The organism is Spiroplasma endosymbiont of Amphimallon solstitiale, from assembly GCF_964030965.1.
In the GTDB taxonomy this organism is placed as follows: Bacteria; Bacillota_I; Bacilli_A; order Mycoplasmatales; family VBWQ01; genus Spiroplasma_E.
The window spans coordinates 1,762,729-1,780,498 of the sequence record NZ_OZ034999.1; the positions used below are offsets into that span (position 1 = coordinate 1,762,729).

Below are 17,770 nucleotides of genomic sequence, written 5' to 3' on the forward strand. Positions count from 1 at the left end.
TTAAAGCGCAAAGTTGATATTATGGTGTACCTAGTGTTTTAACTGGTTCTATATTTGCAAGATATTTAGATAAACTTAAAACTGAATTAGATTTTAATGTTAATGAAATAGTTGGTGGTTTAGATTTAGGTTTTGCTACAAGTTCACAAGCTCATCCTACTGTTGCTGTTTTATGTTTTATTGGTGAAAATGAAAAAACTAGAAGAATACATCAAGAAAGTGAATTTTATCATAGTAATGCAATAATGAAATTTAAAGATACATATGAATTAGCAAATAATATTATTGATTATTATTTAGATGAAAGTATTAAATTTCAAGCAATGAAATTTGGATTTACTTGTTATGTTGATTATGGTAGTGGTGGATTAGCTGTAATTGATATTTTAAAAAAAGAAGTAGAAAAAAGAAAAATTAATTGATTATATTTTACTCCAGTAGATAAAACTACAATGTATTTAAGAGATAGAATTGATTGAGATACTATTTGTATGATTAAAGGTATATTAAGTATTAATTGAAAAAGATGTCCTAATACACATGAAGAATTATCAAAAATGCAATGATTAGCAAAATCTAAATTAGAAAATTCAAATAATGAACCTCAAATGCTTGATTTATATGATAATTGTTGAGATGCAAGAATGTATGCTTCAATGCATAAAATGAAATGATTAATTAATAATATTAATAATGAATTATTAATTAATAAAAATAAATTTGGAGAGTGATAAAAATGAATAATCCATTAGAATATCTTTCTTGTAATAGAAGAGAATGATATAGTGATATTCCTATGAGAATTGCTCAAAAATCAACTAAATTATGATTAGGTAAAGGTTTATTATTTGATAGTGAAAAAGAAAATATTTTAAAATATTTTACTAATAAAATTATTAGTGATAAATGATTTGAAAAATTATATAAATTTGGAATACAAGAAAGTTTACTTGGAAAAGTATATATAATGCCTATTATTTATAAAGATAATAGTACAAGTTTAAAAGTATTACCTAATTCATTTGCTGGTAGAGTTGCTAAATATAATGAAGAAGAACAATGTTTTAATTATGTAGAAAAGTATGGATGACCAAAAATTATTCATCAATTTACACTTAAAATATTATTTTTAATTAAAAATTTGTTAAAAGTAACATTATTTAGTGTAAAAATTCTCTAAAAATAACACTTTATCATGTATCATTACTTTTCTACAAAATTAAAAGAACAATGTGCAGAATTCTTTTTTATAAATGAACAAGCAGATAGTGCAACTTTAACTTGAGTAATTGCTGAAAATGGAAAAATAAGATTTGAAACTTATAAAAATGATGATAAAAATGAAAAAGAAATTATTTTAGGAACAGCACATACAAAATTAAAACCTAATTTAATACCAAAATATAGTTATGAAATTAAAAATCCTTGAAATTATTTACCAATATTAGAAATAACAAATTTACCAATGGTTAATTTTTATGGTAATTCAACAACTTTAAATGCTTATCCAGATACTTATCCAGTTTGAAATTTAATTGAATATTATCATAAATCATATACTCAAAGAAATGTTGATAGAGAATTAAATGTTACTACTTTATTTGGTGCATTTGATAATGAAACTGTTAAAAATATGATTGAACATGGAAAAATAATTGATAATCCTAAAAAAAATATTGTAGTTAATGTTGGTACTGCTGGATATAATAAATCTGGTGCTGGTGGTATGGAAGTTATTCAAGGTGATTTTAAAGCTAGTAATTATATTTTAGATAAAGATGATTTAGGAAAAGATATTTGAAATGGTGCAGGGTATGATTATAATGAATTTTCTGGTGTAAATTATGAAAATAAAACTAAATCATTATTTAATAATAAAAATGATATGGAAACTACAGAAACTAAAATAAGTCATTATTCATATTATTTTTATAGATTTTTTGATATGTTATTAATTTATGAAAATTTATGAAATGGTATTGGTGATAGACCTTATAGTTTTAAATTTTTACCTATTGCTATGACTGACCAATTATTAAAACAAGAAATGATTAGTCAAAGATTAGCAGATAGAACAATATCATATACACAAGCTATTGCTGAATTAGATGAAGTAACAAAACAACAAGCAAAAAAACATTATAAAGAAATAATGGAAGAAGATAAAGAAGAAATAAAATTATTAGGAGAAAAAGAAAATGATACATCAACAAATTCAATTAATGAAACATCTACATCTTCAATTAAAAAGACAACAATTGCTAATTAAAAGATGTAGTTATTGAAAAATATTTCCATTTATTATAAATAATGGTGCAATTCCTTTAACTGAAACTGGTTATAAACCAATTAATAGTAAAATTAGTGATTTTGGACAATATGAATTAATATTAACTGGTACTACTCCAGTTGTATGTATTTGAAAAAATAGTACAAAAATATATCAAAAAAATAAAGGTAAAATTAATGAAGAAACTCATAAAGTTACTGGTCAAGATGAATTTTATACAAAACAATATAAAATTGGAGATTATTGAAATGCTTATTTAATTGATGATACAAGTGGTGTTGATTTTAGTAATTTACCAAATAATCAAATATTTAAAACAGTACAAACAAAAAGACAATATACTTTAGTAATGTTTGAAGAACATATTACAATTGATGATTATTTACAATTTTTTGTTGTATTTAATGATGAAAATGAAAATATTGGTGGTAATAGTACTAAAAATCAAGATAGACAATTATTATATATTTCAAATGTAACAAATTATTATAGTCCTTATAATGGTGCATTTAGTATGCAAGTTTTAACTTTTAGTAGTTTAAATGATAGAGTAGTTTCTACTTTTAATTTTGTAGAAAAGTAGTGGTAAAATAAAAAAAGTCATCAACTTGACTTAAAATTTGATTTTATTAAATTTTGGGATTTATTTTTTTTACAAACTGAAATATAACACATTGGATTTTTGATAAGGGGTTAATCCGTAGTGTTGATATTTTCATTTCCATAAATTGAGGTAATTTTGAATATTGGTAAATCCAATGCCATGGTAATGAGTAATAAATTCTTTTAAACTTGATTGTATTTTACTGACATTACTTAATTTTTTATAATTTAATTCTTTATTTTCTTTTGATTTAAACTGCTGGATAGTGGATTTAGTTTGTTTAGCTACTGTATCATATAATACTTGCATATCACAAACTATAATTGAATTTTCTTCGATAAGTTTCGATGTTAAGTTTTCTTGTACTCATTTTTTATTTAATCTTTTAGTATTTGTTGTTTGAGCATAGATATTTCGGTTTTCATCAATTGCCATTTGAATACAACAATTTAAATCTTTAGCATTTTCTTCAATTCATTGTTTTCTTGGATCATTTGGATCTTTAAAGTTTCCTTTATGAATTTCTTTGATAAAAGTTTCGTCAATTTCAATTCTAGCTTTTAATTTTACAAATTGATTTTGTGTTTTTACTAATTGTGTTGATTTCATAAATTTTTGACGATTAAATCAGGCAGTTTTATTTGTAGTATTAATAAATTGAGAAATAATGTAAGCAGATTGACCTAAAGTAGCTATTTGTATCAATAAATCTCATTGATCATGAGATAAATGACTTCAATAAAAATAATGATTTTTAAAAGCATGAAAAGTAATATTACAACTTTTACATTTATATCTTTGCTTATAATCTTTACTACCATATTTAGTACACAAAAAAGAACTACAATCTGGACATTGAATCCCTTTCTCTTTGAATTTTTGTTCGACTGCTTCAAATTTTTCTTTTTTCTCAATTTGTTTAATTCTAGTTTTATTTTCTCTAAAAATCTCAATAAAATCTTTATCAGACAAATTATTTAAAATTTCTTTTACTGTATTTTTATTCATTTAAAATCACCTCTTTAATATTAAAAATACCATATAAAAATATATTTTTGCTAATTTTACTAATACCACTACTTTTCTACAAAATTAAAGGTTTCTACTGGTCAAAATACACTTGATTTTGTACAATATGCAAGCCCGGGTAGTGGTTATGCTTTCCCAACTATTCAACAAGGAAAAGTAACGTTAAATCGTACTTTAATGAAAGATATTGGTGTACGTTATAGTCATAGACAAAGTTATGGATTAGAATTATTATCAAGTTGTTATTATTATGGAAGACCAATAATTCAAGGACAAGAACCTATTCAACAAGGAACAGAAGAAATATTTGAAAGTAAAGTATTTGCTTCAAGAAGATTATTTATTGCTGGTAATAATGAAAAATCTACAACTGATATTAAAAATAATGGTGGTTTACTTGCTGGAATAAATGATAAAATAACAACAAGTAGTCATCCAGAAACTACATTTTATAATATTATGGACGCTAAACCTACTGGATTTACTAATTTTAAAAATTTTACAGAATGATTAAAAACTTCATTAAATTTTCAAGATAATTTATTTGTAACAAAAGATTTTAAAGGTATGCTTTCTTTTGATAAAGATAAAGCAAGATTAAGTAATGGTACATCAGTAGGAGAAGCAAAATTCTTTTGAGATAGTGAATGAAATATAAATAATTTAACGGGTAATTATAATGTAGATATGTCAAGTAATTTTAAATATAAAGACCCAGATACTCATTTAATTATTGGTAGTCCAACTGTAGATTATTCAAAAATAAGTCAAAAATATATGTCAGCAATATTAAATTTTAATTCAGTTGTATTTAGTCCTTTAATTCAAATGCCTTATGATAGTCAACAATGATTACCATTTGCATTAAGTGATATTCCTTTAATTGGTAAATTATTAAATGCTTTAACATTAGGTATTTGAAGTAGTTGAGTTATTACTCAAAATGCTCAACAATATAAAAAAATGTTATATTTTAATGGCTTTATGTCAGCATTTTTTACAAGTAATTTAGAAAGTATTATTGGTAATGGTCGTTTAATTCCATTAAATGCTTTTACAAATGATAATGATTTTACTATTGGTAAATTATTAGGTGCAAATGTTTCAACAACTGCTATGACTATGAAATTAAGTGATAGAGTAAGTGTTTATCCATGAGATGTTAAAACTGGTAAAAAATTAACTACAAAAGAACAAATAAGTACAGTTGATTTATCACAAAAGAAAAATAATAAAGTTTATATTTTAGCAGAAGATACAGAATTTTTCTTTAATTTTGTAGAAAAGTAATGATACATGATAAAGTGTTATTTTTAGAGAATTTTTACACTAAATAATGTTACTTTTAACAAATTTTTAATTAAAAATAATATTTTAAGTGTAAATTGATGAATAATTTTTGGTCATCCATACTTTTCTACATAATTAAAAGAATTTTTAGATATTGCTTCACCATTTACAAATGAAGATACTGAATGTCAATGAAATCCTACAAGTAATGGAGTTATTGATGGTTCAAATTATGCTTATATTATTGATACAATTGTTACTCAAAGTTTACATCAAGGTGAAGAAAGACATACATTTTATAGTGATAATCCTTTTACTTATCAAGGTGATTATAATGAAATATCAGTTGCACAAGTTAGATATAATAATATTGCTTCATTATCTACTAATATGTTTGATTGAACTACTTTATATAAATTAAATCATGATGAATATGAAGAAAGTGAAGAAACTACATTTAGTTATCCTGCAAAAATATTACCACCAAGTCCACAAAATATAGCAAAATCAATTGTTATTATTCCAGATTTAAAAATAGAAATGACAGCAAATGATGTATCATTAATTGATACAAGTTCGGTATCATATAAACCTAATTTTAATGTTTGACTTACTAATAATTCAAATAAATTAGGTAATTATGAAGTTGATTTAAAATCATTATTAGACCCTACATTATTAATTAATACTTTTAATGATTTAAAAAGATATTATAAATCAATAACTATTTATTACGATTATGTTATTGAAACAAAGGAAGAAATAAAAAACTCTCATGATAATAAATTAGTAGTATATTCTACAAACGAAACCTTTAGACCGGCAAAAAGTGAAAATATAAGTAAAACTATTGATTTAAAAGATTTAATATTAAGTAATCATAATCCAACAATTAATGAATATAAACAAGAATTTTTACATCCAAATGATAATAATGATGAAAATGGATTAGCATATATTTATACTTATAGTAATAATAATTCAATGCCATATAATTTAATTGGTTATGAATTTAATCTATCAGTACATTTTGGAAGTTTAGGAAGAACAGTAAATAAAAATTATGAAACAAATTCATGTATTGCGTTGAGTATTGTTGATAATAAACATCTAAAATGAAATTTTTATTTACAAGCAAATTTAGGTAAAATTGAATGTATAAATGATTGAAAAAACAATTTAATATATACACATGGAAAAAGATATATCAGTAATATTAAAACTAATATTTATAAAATAATTTTAAATTCAAGATAAAAATTATTTTATATGTTAAAATACTTATGTTTATGATAAATGTTTTTATGGAGTACTATTATATGAAAAATATTTTAAAAAAAATAAAATTTAAAGAAAAAAAACATGATTAATAGTTATTAGTTTTATTTATTTAATTATATCAATTTATTATTTAGGAACCTTAATCTATTGAGATAAATTTTATGATAATGTAAGTATTATTACTGATGATATGACTAAATATTTTAGTAGTGGAAGAATGTTTTTAATTAAAATGTTATCTTTATGGTTTGTGGTTTCTGTTGGCTTTTTTATAGGTTGAGTAATTTTAAAAGTTACAAAAAATAAGATAAAATCTAAACAAAATAATATTTCCCCACAATCTTAAAATAATGTATAATTAAATCACTTACTTATGTAAGTATATGATATAAAAAAGTTCTCAAACTTATGTAGTTGTTAGGTTGGCACCTAATTAAAAAGTTACCATTTAGGTAACTTTTTTTATTTTAAAAGGCAATGTTTAGTAATCTGTGTAACTTACAAAAATAACTATGTTTAATTAATTCTAGTAAATATAATTAAATGACTAGAAAGAGTGAGTTACAGATGGCTAAAAAACAAAATATTAATAATAATGATCCAATATCAAAAGCAGTAGATTTATTATTAGAAAATACTGAAGATTTAACAACAGTTTTTAAAGAAGGGGGTTTATATAAAGAATTAACAAAACGTTTAGTTGAAAAAATGTTGAATTCTGAAATGCAAAATTATTTAGGATATGAAAAAAATCAACATAGTAATACTGAAAATGCTCGTAATGGTACAAGTTCAAAAAAATTAATAACTCAACAAGGTAAAATTGAGATTGATGTACCAAGAGATCGCAATAGTGATTTTACTCCTGTAATAGTTGCAAAAAGACAGTGAAGATTTGATGGTTTTGATCAACAAGTGCTTTCACTATATGCAAAAGGTATGACTCTATCTGACATTAGAATGCAGTTACAAGAGTTATATCATGGTGCTGATATTAGTGAAAGTGTTATTAGTCAAATTACTGATGATGTTATTGATGATGTCAAAACATGACAAAATCGACCATTAGAAAGCGTTTATCCGATTGTTTATTTTGATTGTATAGTAGTTAAAGTTCGACAAGATAAACGGATTATTAACAAATCAGTTTATATAGCATTAGGAGTTGATTTAGAAGGTAAAAAAGATGTTTTAGGCTTATGAATTAGTGAAAATGAAGGTGCTAAATTTTGATTAGCTAATTTCACAGAAATGAAAAATCGAGGCTTAAATGATATTTTGATTGCTTGTAGTGATAATTTAACAGGCATGTCAGAAGCAATACAAGCAGTTTATCCTAAAACAGAACATCAATTATGCATTGTTCATCAAATTCGAAATAGTTTAAAATATGTTTCATACAAACATCGAAAAACTCTAGTTACAGATTTAAAACCAATTTATAGTGCATGTAGTGAAGAACAAGCAATGCAAGCTTTAGAATCATTTGAAAGTAAATGAAATAAACAATATCCCCAAATTGCTAAATCTTGATATAAAAATTGAGAAAATTTGATGATTTTTATTAGTTATCCTGCAGAAATCAAAAGAGTAATTTATACAACAAATGCTATTGAATCTGTTAATAGTCAATTACGAAAAGTTATTAGAAACAAAAAAGCTTTTCCTAATGATATGTCAGTTTTTAAAATATTTTATTTAGCAATTGAAAATATAACAAAAAAATGAACATTGCCTATTCAAAATTGAAATACAGCAATTGCTCATTTTATGATAAAATTTGAAGACAGAATTAATCTGAACTAGTACTTTGTAAAACAAAGATACACAGATTTCTAAAAAGCCTCAATTTTCAATTTGAATAATGAAATAATTTAAAAATATTATTATCAAATACTGATTTAATTTGTTCATTATTTTCTTTCATTAAATTTAAATTAAAAGGTACAATTTTATTCATATATTCAATAAAATATTGATAAATATTATCTGGATTACAACTTCTAATTTTAATAGTTTTTTTAGCATTACCTAATGCAAATGTAATTGCTTGAAATTCTGCTTGACTAAATTCATTTGCTTCTTCACATCATTCAATTGCTAAATCAAAACCTTTTATTTCACTACGAGAAAGACCTTTAAGTGGTATTCTATCATTACTATTACTATATACACCCATAACTCTAATAAATGATTTTGAACCTTTAAAACGAAAATCTGCTTGTTTATTTGGATATTTTAAAGTAAAATCTTTATAATCAAAACCAATATTAATTAAAGCTTCATCAATTTCTTTTGTTAATTCATTAATATCTTTATTTAATTTTCTAAAACAATATATAGCAATTAATTTATTAACTTTAATTGAAATTGCTATTAATATTGCTAATTCTTCTGCAATACTATATGTTTTACTTGAATATCTACTTCCACTTAAATTATATTCACTATGAGTAAAATCACTTTTATTTAATAATCAATAACTAATTTCATGTAAATAAGTAAATTCTTTATTCATAATATTATTCCTGTAATTCTTCTAATTTTCATACATTACCTTTTAAATTACCTTTTCCAGTATAAATAGTAATCCATTTTGCATGTTGAACTGATAAAATTACTATATTAACACTATCATTAAAGGTTTGTATTGGTACACCAGCAATTTTGTTATCCGTTATAATAAATTCTTGAATAGTATAAACTGGATTATATATACTTCAAGAATAATAAACTCTATAATGTTTATTAACTATAAAATCATAAGTAATTTGTCAATTATCTCATTTATTTTTTTCTCTTATTCCTACTTCTTTTCAGTTTGAACCACTTGGACTTGGTGTTGGATTATCTGGTAATTCAATATCTCAACAATTTTCTTCAACTTCATTTGTTTCTAAACTTTTTGAATTAATTTTTAATTTTGGTGTAACATCAACTTTAATTGTATTTTGTAATTCTTCTAATGAAAGAATAGCACCATAATTAATATCTCCACCTTTTAAATATAAACTACAATTAAAACTACTTTCTCTAACAGTTAAAGTTAATATTACATCTTCATCTTTAATTTTAAATTTTGCAAGTAAATAATCTCCACCTAAATAATTACCAGTTTTAAATTCTACTTTATGCTTTATATTTGCTTGATTTACTGGTAATCTATCTAATGTTATAATTACTCTATATACAGTATTAAAATTAATTTCAAAAGTATCTCATTCACGATTATTTTTACTTTTACTTATTACTTTTCATATTTCTTTATCTTGTTTTTTATCAATATTTGCTTTATTTTCATTAATAGCAAGAACAATTTGTTTAGCAACTGTTTGTAAATCTTCATCATTGATATTTTGTTTTTTATCTATTAAATTATCAACATATTCTTTATTTGTACCATCAGTTTCAAAAGTAGGTATACCAACATCAATAATACGTTTATCATTTGCACTAATACCTTTATCATCTTTTGAATGAATAAAATTAGGATTATCTTTATCAACTTCTCATAATAATTCACCACCACCAATAGCACTAATAACTTTTTCTTCTTGACCTTCTTTACCATCAACTAACTGTAAACTATCATTACTAAAATATTTAGTAAATAATTCAAGTGTTGTTAAATTATCAAATGATTTTATACCAGTAGTATCAAATCATAATTCAGTTCCAATAATATTTTTAGGATATTTTGGATATATTTTAACTCTTTTATCATTTGTTTTTAGATTTAATATTTCTAAATATCTTGTTAAAGGACTATCTTCACCACAATTACTATAAAAATTACTAAAAAAATCATTTCTTTTAGGTAAAACATCTAAATTAAATCCAGTAATATTTGGATATTCTTTAATTTTTCTTAAACAATTAAATACTTCTGGAACAATAAAATAAGGGTCAGTAGGATTAGTTTCACTATAAGTCATACCACCTTGACTAATACTTGATTGACCACGAATATAATTACTATCTTTTGTTAATAAAAATCTAACATAATATGCAGTTGCAGTTTGTATTTCATCAGTAAATTCTTTTAATTATGTAGAAAAGTATGGATGACCAAAAATTATTCATCAATTTACACTTAAAATATTATTTTTAATTAAAAATTTGTTAAAAGTAACATTATTTAGTGTAAAAATTCTCTAAAAATAACACTTTATCATGTATCATTACTTTTCTACAAAATTAAAGGTAAATTCTGTTAATGTAGTTTCTGGTCATTTTTTTGAAATAGAATGTCCACTTAAATAATCAATATTATTACTTGCAACTGAAATAGCAAATCAAATTTCATTATCTGGTGTTGTAGTATCATCAAATTCTAATTTATTAAAACCTTTTCAATTTTTAAATTCTTCAATTGTAATAAACATTAATGGGTCTTTAATAGCCATAATAATTTACTCCTTAATGTAAAATAAAGGGTATTTAAACCCTTTAAAATTTAGCTTTAGTTACTTTTTTCTTATCTTTTTCAGATAATTCTTTTAATTATGTAGAAAAGTATGGATGACCAAAAATTATTCATCAATTTACACTTAAAATATTATTTTTAATTAAAAATTTGTTAAAAGTAACATTATTTAGTGTAAAAATTCTCTAAAAATAACACTTTATCATGTATCATTACTTTTCTACAAAATTAAAGGATAATTCTTTTCTAGAAGCTCTTTTACTAATAATATGATTTTCAATTAATTCTTCTTTTTCTTCATCATTATTAAAACTATCTAAAGACTTAGCAATTGATGTAGTTTCTAATTGTAATTGAGAATTTATTTGTTTAATATTATTTGTAATATAATTAATTAATTTTTCTTGTTTTAATTCTTTTGCTAAATTTGATTGTTTTGATTTTTTAATAAATTTTGATAAAAATAATAAAACAATAGTAACAATTACTCCACTAGCAACTGCTCCACTTAATACTGCTGATATTACTGTTGTAGATAAATTCATTTTTTATTCCACCTTTTCTTTTTTTATTTTTCTTATTTCTTTTTCTATTTTTGGTAAATATCAAATAATAATTAATATTAAAATTGGTATTATTTTAATTATTAAATTTAATATAAATTTAATTCTTGGTGGTGCTTTATTTGGTAAATGATGTAATCCAAATCCACCAATACTAGGTATAATTGTTAATCAAATAGCATTACCTCAATTATGTTTTCAATCTACATGTTCCATACCTAATTTAGTAAATGATAATCAATTAGGTAATATTATTGTTTGTGGTAATGTACTTCATAATGTAATAATTAAAGATATTAATATAAATGATAATAAATTAATTGAATCTAACTGTTTTTTTCTTAATTTTTGAATATCATTTAATAAACTAAAATCATATATTTTTCCTTTAATTTTGTAGAAAAGTAATGATACATGATAAAGTGTTATTTTTAGAGAATTTTTACACTAAATAATGTTACTTTTAACAAATTTTTAATTAAAAATAATATTTTAAGTGTAAATTGATGAATAATTTTTGGTCATCCATACTTTTCTACATAATTAAAATATTTTTCTATCTTTAATATAATCTCTTCTACCGCGAGTAAAAGGAATTAAATAACTAGTTTTTCACTCTGGTTTTTGAATTTCCATTTAACCACCTACTTTCATGTTTTATAAAAATTAGAATTTTGTTTAATTTTTATATATTTTCTTGTATGTAAAGAATTTTTTAATAATTGTTTTCTTTCATATCTTCATTGATTACTTCCTATTTCATTTTTTGATAAACTTTTATATTCTTTTAATTTAAAAAAACCTTTTTCTAATCTATTAATAAAATGCATAGTTTTTTGAACATTAATATTATTAGGATAAATTACACTAGTATCTTGAGAACCATAATATTTACCTTTTTTTGCTAATTCACTTTTAACATATTTTCTTAATTGACTTGGTAATCATTTTCTATTTCAAAATTTTCAAAATATTGTTCCAGCACCAGAACCATTTTTACCTTTTGCTTGTGTCATTAATATTCATATTTCTTGTGGAAATGCTGGATAAGTATAAGGACCATATCATAATTGTCTTTTATCATTATCACTTTGAAATAATGTTGTTAAAGTCCCAATTTTTAAATTTTTATTATCAACAATAAATCTTCCTTTTTTAAATCATGAACTTGATAATACTTCTCATGCATTATCTGGGATTTCTTCTTCATTTTCTTTAAATAAATTATCAAATTTATTTACATAATTTTTAACTGTTCTAATTTCTGTTGGCATAATAGAATTTTTAAAACTATTTATTGGATTTTTAAATTTATTAATTTCATTTTGTAATATAGATAATTCACTTGGTTTTAATATACTTGTTAATTTTTTAAGTATATTTGGATTAAAAACACTATATGGTTGATGTATTTCTTTTTCACTAATATTTTCACTATCAAATACTGCTTTTAATGATTGATTTTTATAATAAGTTTTTAAAGCATTTATTAATGCTAATTTAATATCATTAGTTGCTAAAGCATAATATATTCATTCAATAATTAAAGGGTTCATTATAAACTCATGTGATTATAATCTCAATTTAATGAAGCATTATCTAAAATTACATCACTCATATTAGTTCCATATTGACTACTGGTTTCACTATTAATAGTAAATCTATTATCATTAATTAATCTTGCAGTTTCATTTGTAAATGAAGTTTCTTGCAATTCTCTATCATGTGTAGTTTCAATAGGTAGTAAATTATGGATAATTTCAGAAGCACCAGCAATTATGGTAGGTACTGCATAAGCATTATTAAAATCATTATTTATACCCATTGCTACACCACTTGAAATTAAACATCCACCAGTAGCCATATTACAAATCTTTCTTATTGCTTCAAATTTATTAGGTATTAATTCTAGAATTCCATTAATAAGATTTGAAATACCATAAGCATTTAATGAAATATAAGTATCTCAATCCATTAAATGATTATTAGTAGTATTAGTAGTACTTAATAATAAATCTGGTGGAAATGGGTCAACAGTTGTTGTAGTTATTGGACTTTCTGTTGGATTAGGATTAATGGAAGAGTTAGTAAACTTACTATAATTTGCTAAACCAATTGTTCCTAAACCTAGTAATATTTTTTTACTACTATTAATTAATTTAGTTTTATTACTTGGTCTTTGATTTAAATTTCATATATCTAAACCTAATTTTTTACCAAATAATAAACTATTAATTGAACCTAATACTGGATTTGCAATTACTTGACCATAATAAGCACTTGTACCAATCATTGCTGATAATGGACTAATTGAAGAACGAATGATTTTTAATAAAGTATAATTATTTAATTGTATATTCTCAGAAATTGGCGAGGCTTTTTAGAAATCTGTGTATCTTTGTTTTACAAAGTACTAGTTCAGATTAATTCTGTCTTCAAATTTTATCATAAAATGAGCAATTGCTGTATTTCAATTTTGAATAGGCAATGTTCATTTTTTTGTTATATTTTCAATTGCTAAATAAAATATTTTAAAAACTGACATATCATTAGGAAAAGCTTTTTTGTTTCTAATAACTTTTCGTAATTGACTATTAACAGATTCAATAGCATTTGTTGTATAAATTACTCTTTTGATTTCTGCAGGATAACTAATAAAAATCATCAAATTTTCTCAATTTTTATATCAAGATTTAGCAATTTGGGGATATTGTTTATTTCATTTACTTTCAAATGATTCTAAAGCTTGCATTGCTTGTTCTTCACTACATGCACTATAAATTGGTTTTAAATCTGTAACTAGAGTTTTTCGATGTTTGTATGAAACATATTTTAAACTATTTCGAATTTGATGAACAATGCATAATTGATGTTCTGTTTTAGGATAAACTGCTTGTATTGCTTCTGACATGCCTGTTAAATTATCACTACAAGCAATCAAAATATCATTTAAGCCTCGATTTTTCATTTCTGTGAAATTAGCTAATCAAAATTTAGCACCTTCATTTTCACTAATTCATAAGCCTAAAACATCTTTTTTACCTTCTAAATCAACTCCTAATGCTATATAAACTGATTTATTAATAATCCGTTTATCTTGTCGAACTTTAACTACTATACAATCAAAATAAACAATCGGATAAACGCTTTCTAATGGTCGATTTTGTCATGTTTTGACATCATCAATAACATCATCAGTAATTTGACTAATAACACTTTCACTAATATCAGCACCATGATATAACTCTTGTAACTGCATTCTAATGTCAGATAGAGTCATACCTTTTGCATATAGTGAAAGCACTTGTTGATCAAAACCATCAAATCTTCGCTGTCTTTTTGCAACTATTACAGGAGTAAAATCACTATTGCGATCTCTTGGTACATCAATCTCAATTTTACCTTGTTGAGTTATTAATTTTTTTGAACTTGTACCATTACGAGCATTTTCAGTATTACTATGTTGATTTTTTTCATATCCTAAATAATTTTGCATTTCAGAATTCAACATTTTTTCAACTAAACGTTTTGTTAATTCTTTATATAAACCCCCTTCTTTAAAAACTGTTGTTAAATCTTCAGTATTTTCTAATAATAAATCTACTGCTTTTGATATTGGATCATTATTATTAATATTTTGTTTTTTAGCCATCTGTAACTCACTCTTTCTAGTCATTTAATTATATTTACTAGAATTAATTAAACATAGTTATTTTTGTAAGTTACACAGATTACTAAACATTGCCAAATTGGCATTTTTATTTTCTCCTTTTAATAATTGATTAGTTTTTTTAATTTGAATTCTAACTGTTCCTTGACAATTTATATTATTTCCAACACATATACACATATAGCAAAATTATCATGTACATCACTTACTATAAAATAATCATTTCTTAATTTAGGATATTCATCTAATAAAATTGCTCTTAAATCATTACTACTAGTTAAATCTTCTGGTTTTGGTGAATAAATAATAATATGTGCTTTTTCATCAAAATATTTATAAATATATTCCATAATTATTTTTTAGTAAATTCTAAATTTACTACTCCATAATAATCTGTATTATTACCAGTCATAGTAACATTTGTTGATGTAATATTACTAAATGTTGCTTTACCTTTTTCATAACCATTATTACCAGCATTTAATATTGCATTTTCTAATTCATCATTAGTAGGAGTTGCACCAGTCATAGTTATTTTTCCTAAATTTCTATAATAAATAACATCTTCTAAATTTAATTTATTTATATCATCATATAAAGTTGATTGATAAGTTGCATTTTCATTTTTTGGATTAGTTAAAAAATCTTTTTTTCTTGCTTCTTTAATTTCTTCAACTGTAGACATAGTTGGTCTAATTAAATACATTAAATTTGGTCTAATAGCACTTGGTAAAGCAAATAAACATTTACCAATAATTTTAATATTATCTGTATCATTATCTAATTTTTGTCTTATTTTAGTAAATGAAATAGGCATACCTCACATATATCTATTAACTACAAATCCATGTGTATTTTTTAAACTATAATCTTTTTCTAAGTGCATTGCTTTTTCAGTATCATGAATAAATTCTTGTTCTAAATAAAAACTTTCTCAAAATTCCATACCAGCAATTAAACTTGTATATCTTCTACCATATGCTAATGTATCTGCTGAAATTTGACTATAATTTAAAACAGTAAATGCTTTTGATAAACCTAAATTACTATCAATTCCAGTTGCTCCCATTAAATCTTCTCTATTTGTTCCTACAGTAATATAATTTACTAATTTAATTAATTTATTATTTCTTGCTCAAATTTTATAATATGCTTCTTTTGCTTGTTCTGCATTCATATTAATTAAATCTAAAGGTAATACTAATGATTTAGCAATAGCATAATCTTGAATACCATTTAAAAATATTAATTCTAAGTTTTCACCTAAATTTCTCATAAAACTTGCTGTTCAATTTGAAACAATTTGTACTGCAATATCTTTTGGTGCTTTCATAAATCTTTCAATATCAAATTCTGGAATTTCAAAATCAATTGTTAAATATTTATTAATTTCTAATTTAGTTGTATATACTTGACCTTTTTGTCTTTTAGTTCCATTTTTTCAATCTCATGTTGAACCTCAAAGTACACGAACTGTTGCTCTATAAATCGCTATAGCAACACCAGCCATTTCACCAATTTGAGTAGCACTACAAGTTCCACGCATAAACATTGTTGATTTTTCACTTGTTAATTCACCACGTACTTGTGCTTCAAGTACACTTAAAATAGCATTTTCTGTTGGATTATTACCTTTAATAAAAAATGCTTCAGGTATTTTTATTGCTCCCATAATAAAACTTCTTTCTATTTATTAATAGATTGAAAAGCTTCATTTCTAGTAATTTCAACTAAATCTTCTAATTCTTTTTTATTAGTCATTCCTTGTGTTGTTGCTTTATTTTTTAAATCTTGAGCAATTTTAAAATGGTCTAATGAATTATTATGTAATTGTAAAATTAAATCAGTAGGATTAATTGAATTATCTTGTTGTTTATTTTCTTGTTTAATAGGTTCTGTTTTATCAATTAAAAAATCTTTATAATCTTCATTTATTTTATTAAATGCTTCTTGTTTAGATAAAGATTTATAATTATCAGTACTCATTAAATTTTTAATTAAATTTACTTTTTTAGTATCTTTAATATTTGAAAATAATTGTTGCTCTTCAAAACTATTAATTTTATTTTCATATTCTTTTATTTTTGTTTCATATTCATTTAATTTAGTTAATTTAGGTTCAATATCTTTTTTACTTTCAGCATATACTACATTTCTATGTTGTTTTAGTAAACTTTTAACATCATCTAAACTATAATTCTCTTTTTCATCAAAAGTAAAATCGCTCATACTTTTAATCTCCCTTGTTATTAAATTTTAATAATTCACTTGGTTAATAGGTCACTTTTATATATGTTATTTAACATATTCACTTTATTATATTATATCATTTTTATCCTTTAAAATAAAGAAAAAAACCTATATTTATTATAGGTTTCTAATCATTATTTTCTATTTTTCTAGGTTCACAAATATTAATAATTATATTACTATTATTTGCTTCTATATCTTGATTATCTATTAAATCATCAAACATATCTTTTAATTATGTAGAAAAGTATGGATGACCAAAAATTATTCATCAATTTACACTTAAAATATTATTTTTAATTAAAAATTTGTTAAAAGTAACATTATTTAGTGTAAAAATTCTCTAAAAATAACACTTTATCATGTA

General features: G+C 22.8%; 20 protein-coding genes. 7 read left to right on the forward strand and 13 right to left on the reverse strand.

Annotation, left to right across the window (positions count from 1 at the left end):
* Positions 1-245 precede the first annotated feature (245 nt).
* From AAHH39_RS11105 to AAHH39_RS11120, 4 genes are read left to right on the forward strand one after another with little or no spacing between them, the layout of a single operon-like run.
* Positions 246-734, forward strand: a complete 489-nt coding sequence (locus AAHH39_RS11105; protein ID WP_342218117.1) for a hypothetical protein — start codon at positions 246-248, stop codon at positions 732-734.
* 2 nt (positions 735-736) lie between these two features.
* Entirely contained in the window at positions 737-1,180 is a 444-nt protein-coding gene (locus AAHH39_RS11110; protein WP_342218118.1) for a hypothetical protein, read from the forward strand.
* Between the two features lie 15 nt (positions 1,181-1,195).
* Positions 1,196-2,269 carry a hypothetical protein gene (locus tag AAHH39_RS11115; protein WP_342218119.1) on the forward strand — a complete coding sequence of 358 codons (1,074 nt, stop codon included), beginning with the start codon at positions 1,196-1,198 and terminating at the stop codon, positions 2,267-2,269.
* Complete coding sequence (locus AAHH39_RS11120) at positions 2,199-2,873, forward strand: hypothetical protein (RefSeq protein ID WP_342218120.1); 675 nt, start codon at positions 2,199-2,201, stop codon at positions 2,871-2,873. Before AAHH39_RS11115 ends, AAHH39_RS11120 begins: the two co-directional genes overlap by 71 nt.
* A gap of 69 nt (positions 2,874-2,942) precedes the next feature.
* Here the strand turns inward: AAHH39_RS11120 and AAHH39_RS11125 are convergent, their stop codons facing one another.
* Positions 2,943-3,902: a transposase-like zinc-binding domain-containing protein gene (locus AAHH39_RS11125; protein ID WP_342217913.1), complete on the reverse strand. Its 960-nt coding sequence runs from the start codon at positions 3,900-3,902 to the stop codon at positions 2,943-2,945.
* 198 nt (positions 3,903-4,100) lie between these two features.
* Between AAHH39_RS11125 and AAHH39_RS11130 the strand changes: the two genes are divergently transcribed.
* The 3 genes from AAHH39_RS11130 (at position 4,101) to AAHH39_RS11140 (ending at position 8,300) form a co-directional block, all read left to right on the forward strand.
* On the forward strand, positions 4,101-5,213 hold the full coding sequence (locus AAHH39_RS11130) for a hypothetical protein (RefSeq protein ID WP_342218121.1): 1,113 nt from the start codon (positions 4,101-4,103) through the stop codon (positions 5,211-5,213).
* A 390-nt stretch (positions 5,214-5,603) separates the two neighbouring features.
* The gene (locus AAHH39_RS11135; protein ID WP_342218122.1) at positions 5,604-6,470 is read left to right on the forward strand and encodes a hypothetical protein; all 867 of its coding nucleotides are present in this window, start codon (positions 5,604-5,606) and stop codon (positions 6,468-6,470) included.
* A 591-nt stretch (positions 6,471-7,061) separates the two neighbouring features.
* Positions 7,062-8,300 carry an IS256 family transposase gene (locus AAHH39_RS11140; RefSeq protein WP_342219351.1) on the forward strand — a complete coding sequence of 413 codons (1,239 nt, stop codon included), beginning with the start codon at positions 7,062-7,064 and terminating at the stop codon, positions 8,298-8,300.
* On the opposite strand, the gene AAHH39_RS11145 is transcribed toward AAHH39_RS11140, so the two are convergent.
* The 12 genes from AAHH39_RS11145 to AAHH39_RS11200 form a co-directional block, all read right to left on the reverse strand.
* Positions 8,287-9,012 carry a hypothetical protein gene (locus tag AAHH39_RS11145; RefSeq protein WP_342218123.1) on the reverse strand — a complete coding sequence of 242 codons (726 nt, stop codon included), beginning with the start codon at positions 9,010-9,012 and terminating at the stop codon, positions 8,287-8,289. The two genes, AAHH39_RS11140 and AAHH39_RS11145, sit on opposite strands and share 14 nt — an antisense overlap.
* Before the next feature lie 4 nt (positions 9,013-9,016).
* Complete coding sequence (locus AAHH39_RS11150; protein WP_342218124.1) at positions 9,017-10,429, reverse strand: hypothetical protein; 1,413 nt, start codon at positions 10,427-10,429, stop codon at positions 9,017-9,019.
* A gap of 246 nt (positions 10,430-10,675) precedes the next feature.
* A complete protein-coding gene (locus AAHH39_RS11155; RefSeq protein ID WP_342218126.1) occupies positions 10,676-10,900 on the reverse strand; it encodes a hypothetical protein in 225 nt (74 codons plus the stop codon).
* A gap of 232 nt (positions 10,901-11,132) precedes the next feature.
* Positions 11,133-11,465: a hypothetical protein gene (locus AAHH39_RS11160; RefSeq protein ID WP_342218127.1), complete on the reverse strand. Its 333-nt coding sequence runs from the start codon at positions 11,463-11,465 to the stop codon at positions 11,133-11,135.
* A 3-nt stretch (positions 11,466-11,468) separates the two neighbouring features.
* A complete protein-coding gene (locus AAHH39_RS11165) occupies positions 11,469-11,699 on the reverse strand; it encodes a hypothetical protein (RefSeq protein WP_342218128.1) in 231 nt (76 codons plus the stop codon).
* Positions 11,700-12,127: 428 nt separating this feature from the next.
* A complete protein-coding gene (locus AAHH39_RS11170) occupies positions 12,128-13,039 on the reverse strand; it encodes a hypothetical protein (protein ID WP_342218129.1) in 912 nt (303 codons plus the stop codon).
* Entirely contained in the window at positions 13,039-13,776 is a 738-nt protein-coding gene (locus AAHH39_RS11175; protein ID WP_342218130.1) for a hypothetical protein, read from the reverse strand. The genes AAHH39_RS11170 and AAHH39_RS11175 overlap by 1 nt, the downstream gene beginning before the upstream one ends.
* 120 nt (positions 13,777-13,896) lie before the next feature.
* Positions 13,897-15,135: an IS256 family transposase gene (locus tag AAHH39_RS11180; protein ID WP_342219305.1), complete on the reverse strand. Its 1,239-nt coding sequence runs from the start codon at positions 15,133-15,135 to the stop codon at positions 13,897-13,899.
* Positions 15,136-15,192: 57 nt separating this feature from the next.
* Positions 15,193-15,333 carry a hypothetical protein gene (locus AAHH39_RS11185; RefSeq protein WP_342218131.1) on the reverse strand — a complete coding sequence of 47 codons (141 nt, stop codon included), beginning with the start codon at positions 15,331-15,333 and terminating at the stop codon, positions 15,193-15,195.
* The gene (locus AAHH39_RS11190; protein ID WP_342218132.1) at positions 15,306-15,503 is read right to left on the reverse strand and encodes a hypothetical protein; all 198 of its coding nucleotides are present in this window, start codon (positions 15,501-15,503) and stop codon (positions 15,306-15,308) included. Before AAHH39_RS11190 ends, AAHH39_RS11185 begins: the two co-directional genes overlap by 28 nt.
* A gap of 2 nt (positions 15,504-15,505) precedes the next feature.
* Positions 15,506-16,825: a hypothetical protein gene (locus AAHH39_RS11195; RefSeq protein WP_342218133.1), complete on the reverse strand. Its 1,320-nt coding sequence runs from the start codon at positions 16,823-16,825 to the stop codon at positions 15,506-15,508.
* Between the two features lie 14 nt (positions 16,826-16,839).
* A complete protein-coding gene (locus tag AAHH39_RS11200; protein ID WP_342218134.1) occupies positions 16,840-17,382 on the reverse strand; it encodes a hypothetical protein in 543 nt (180 codons plus the stop codon).
* Positions 17,383-17,770: the final 388 nt, after the last annotated feature.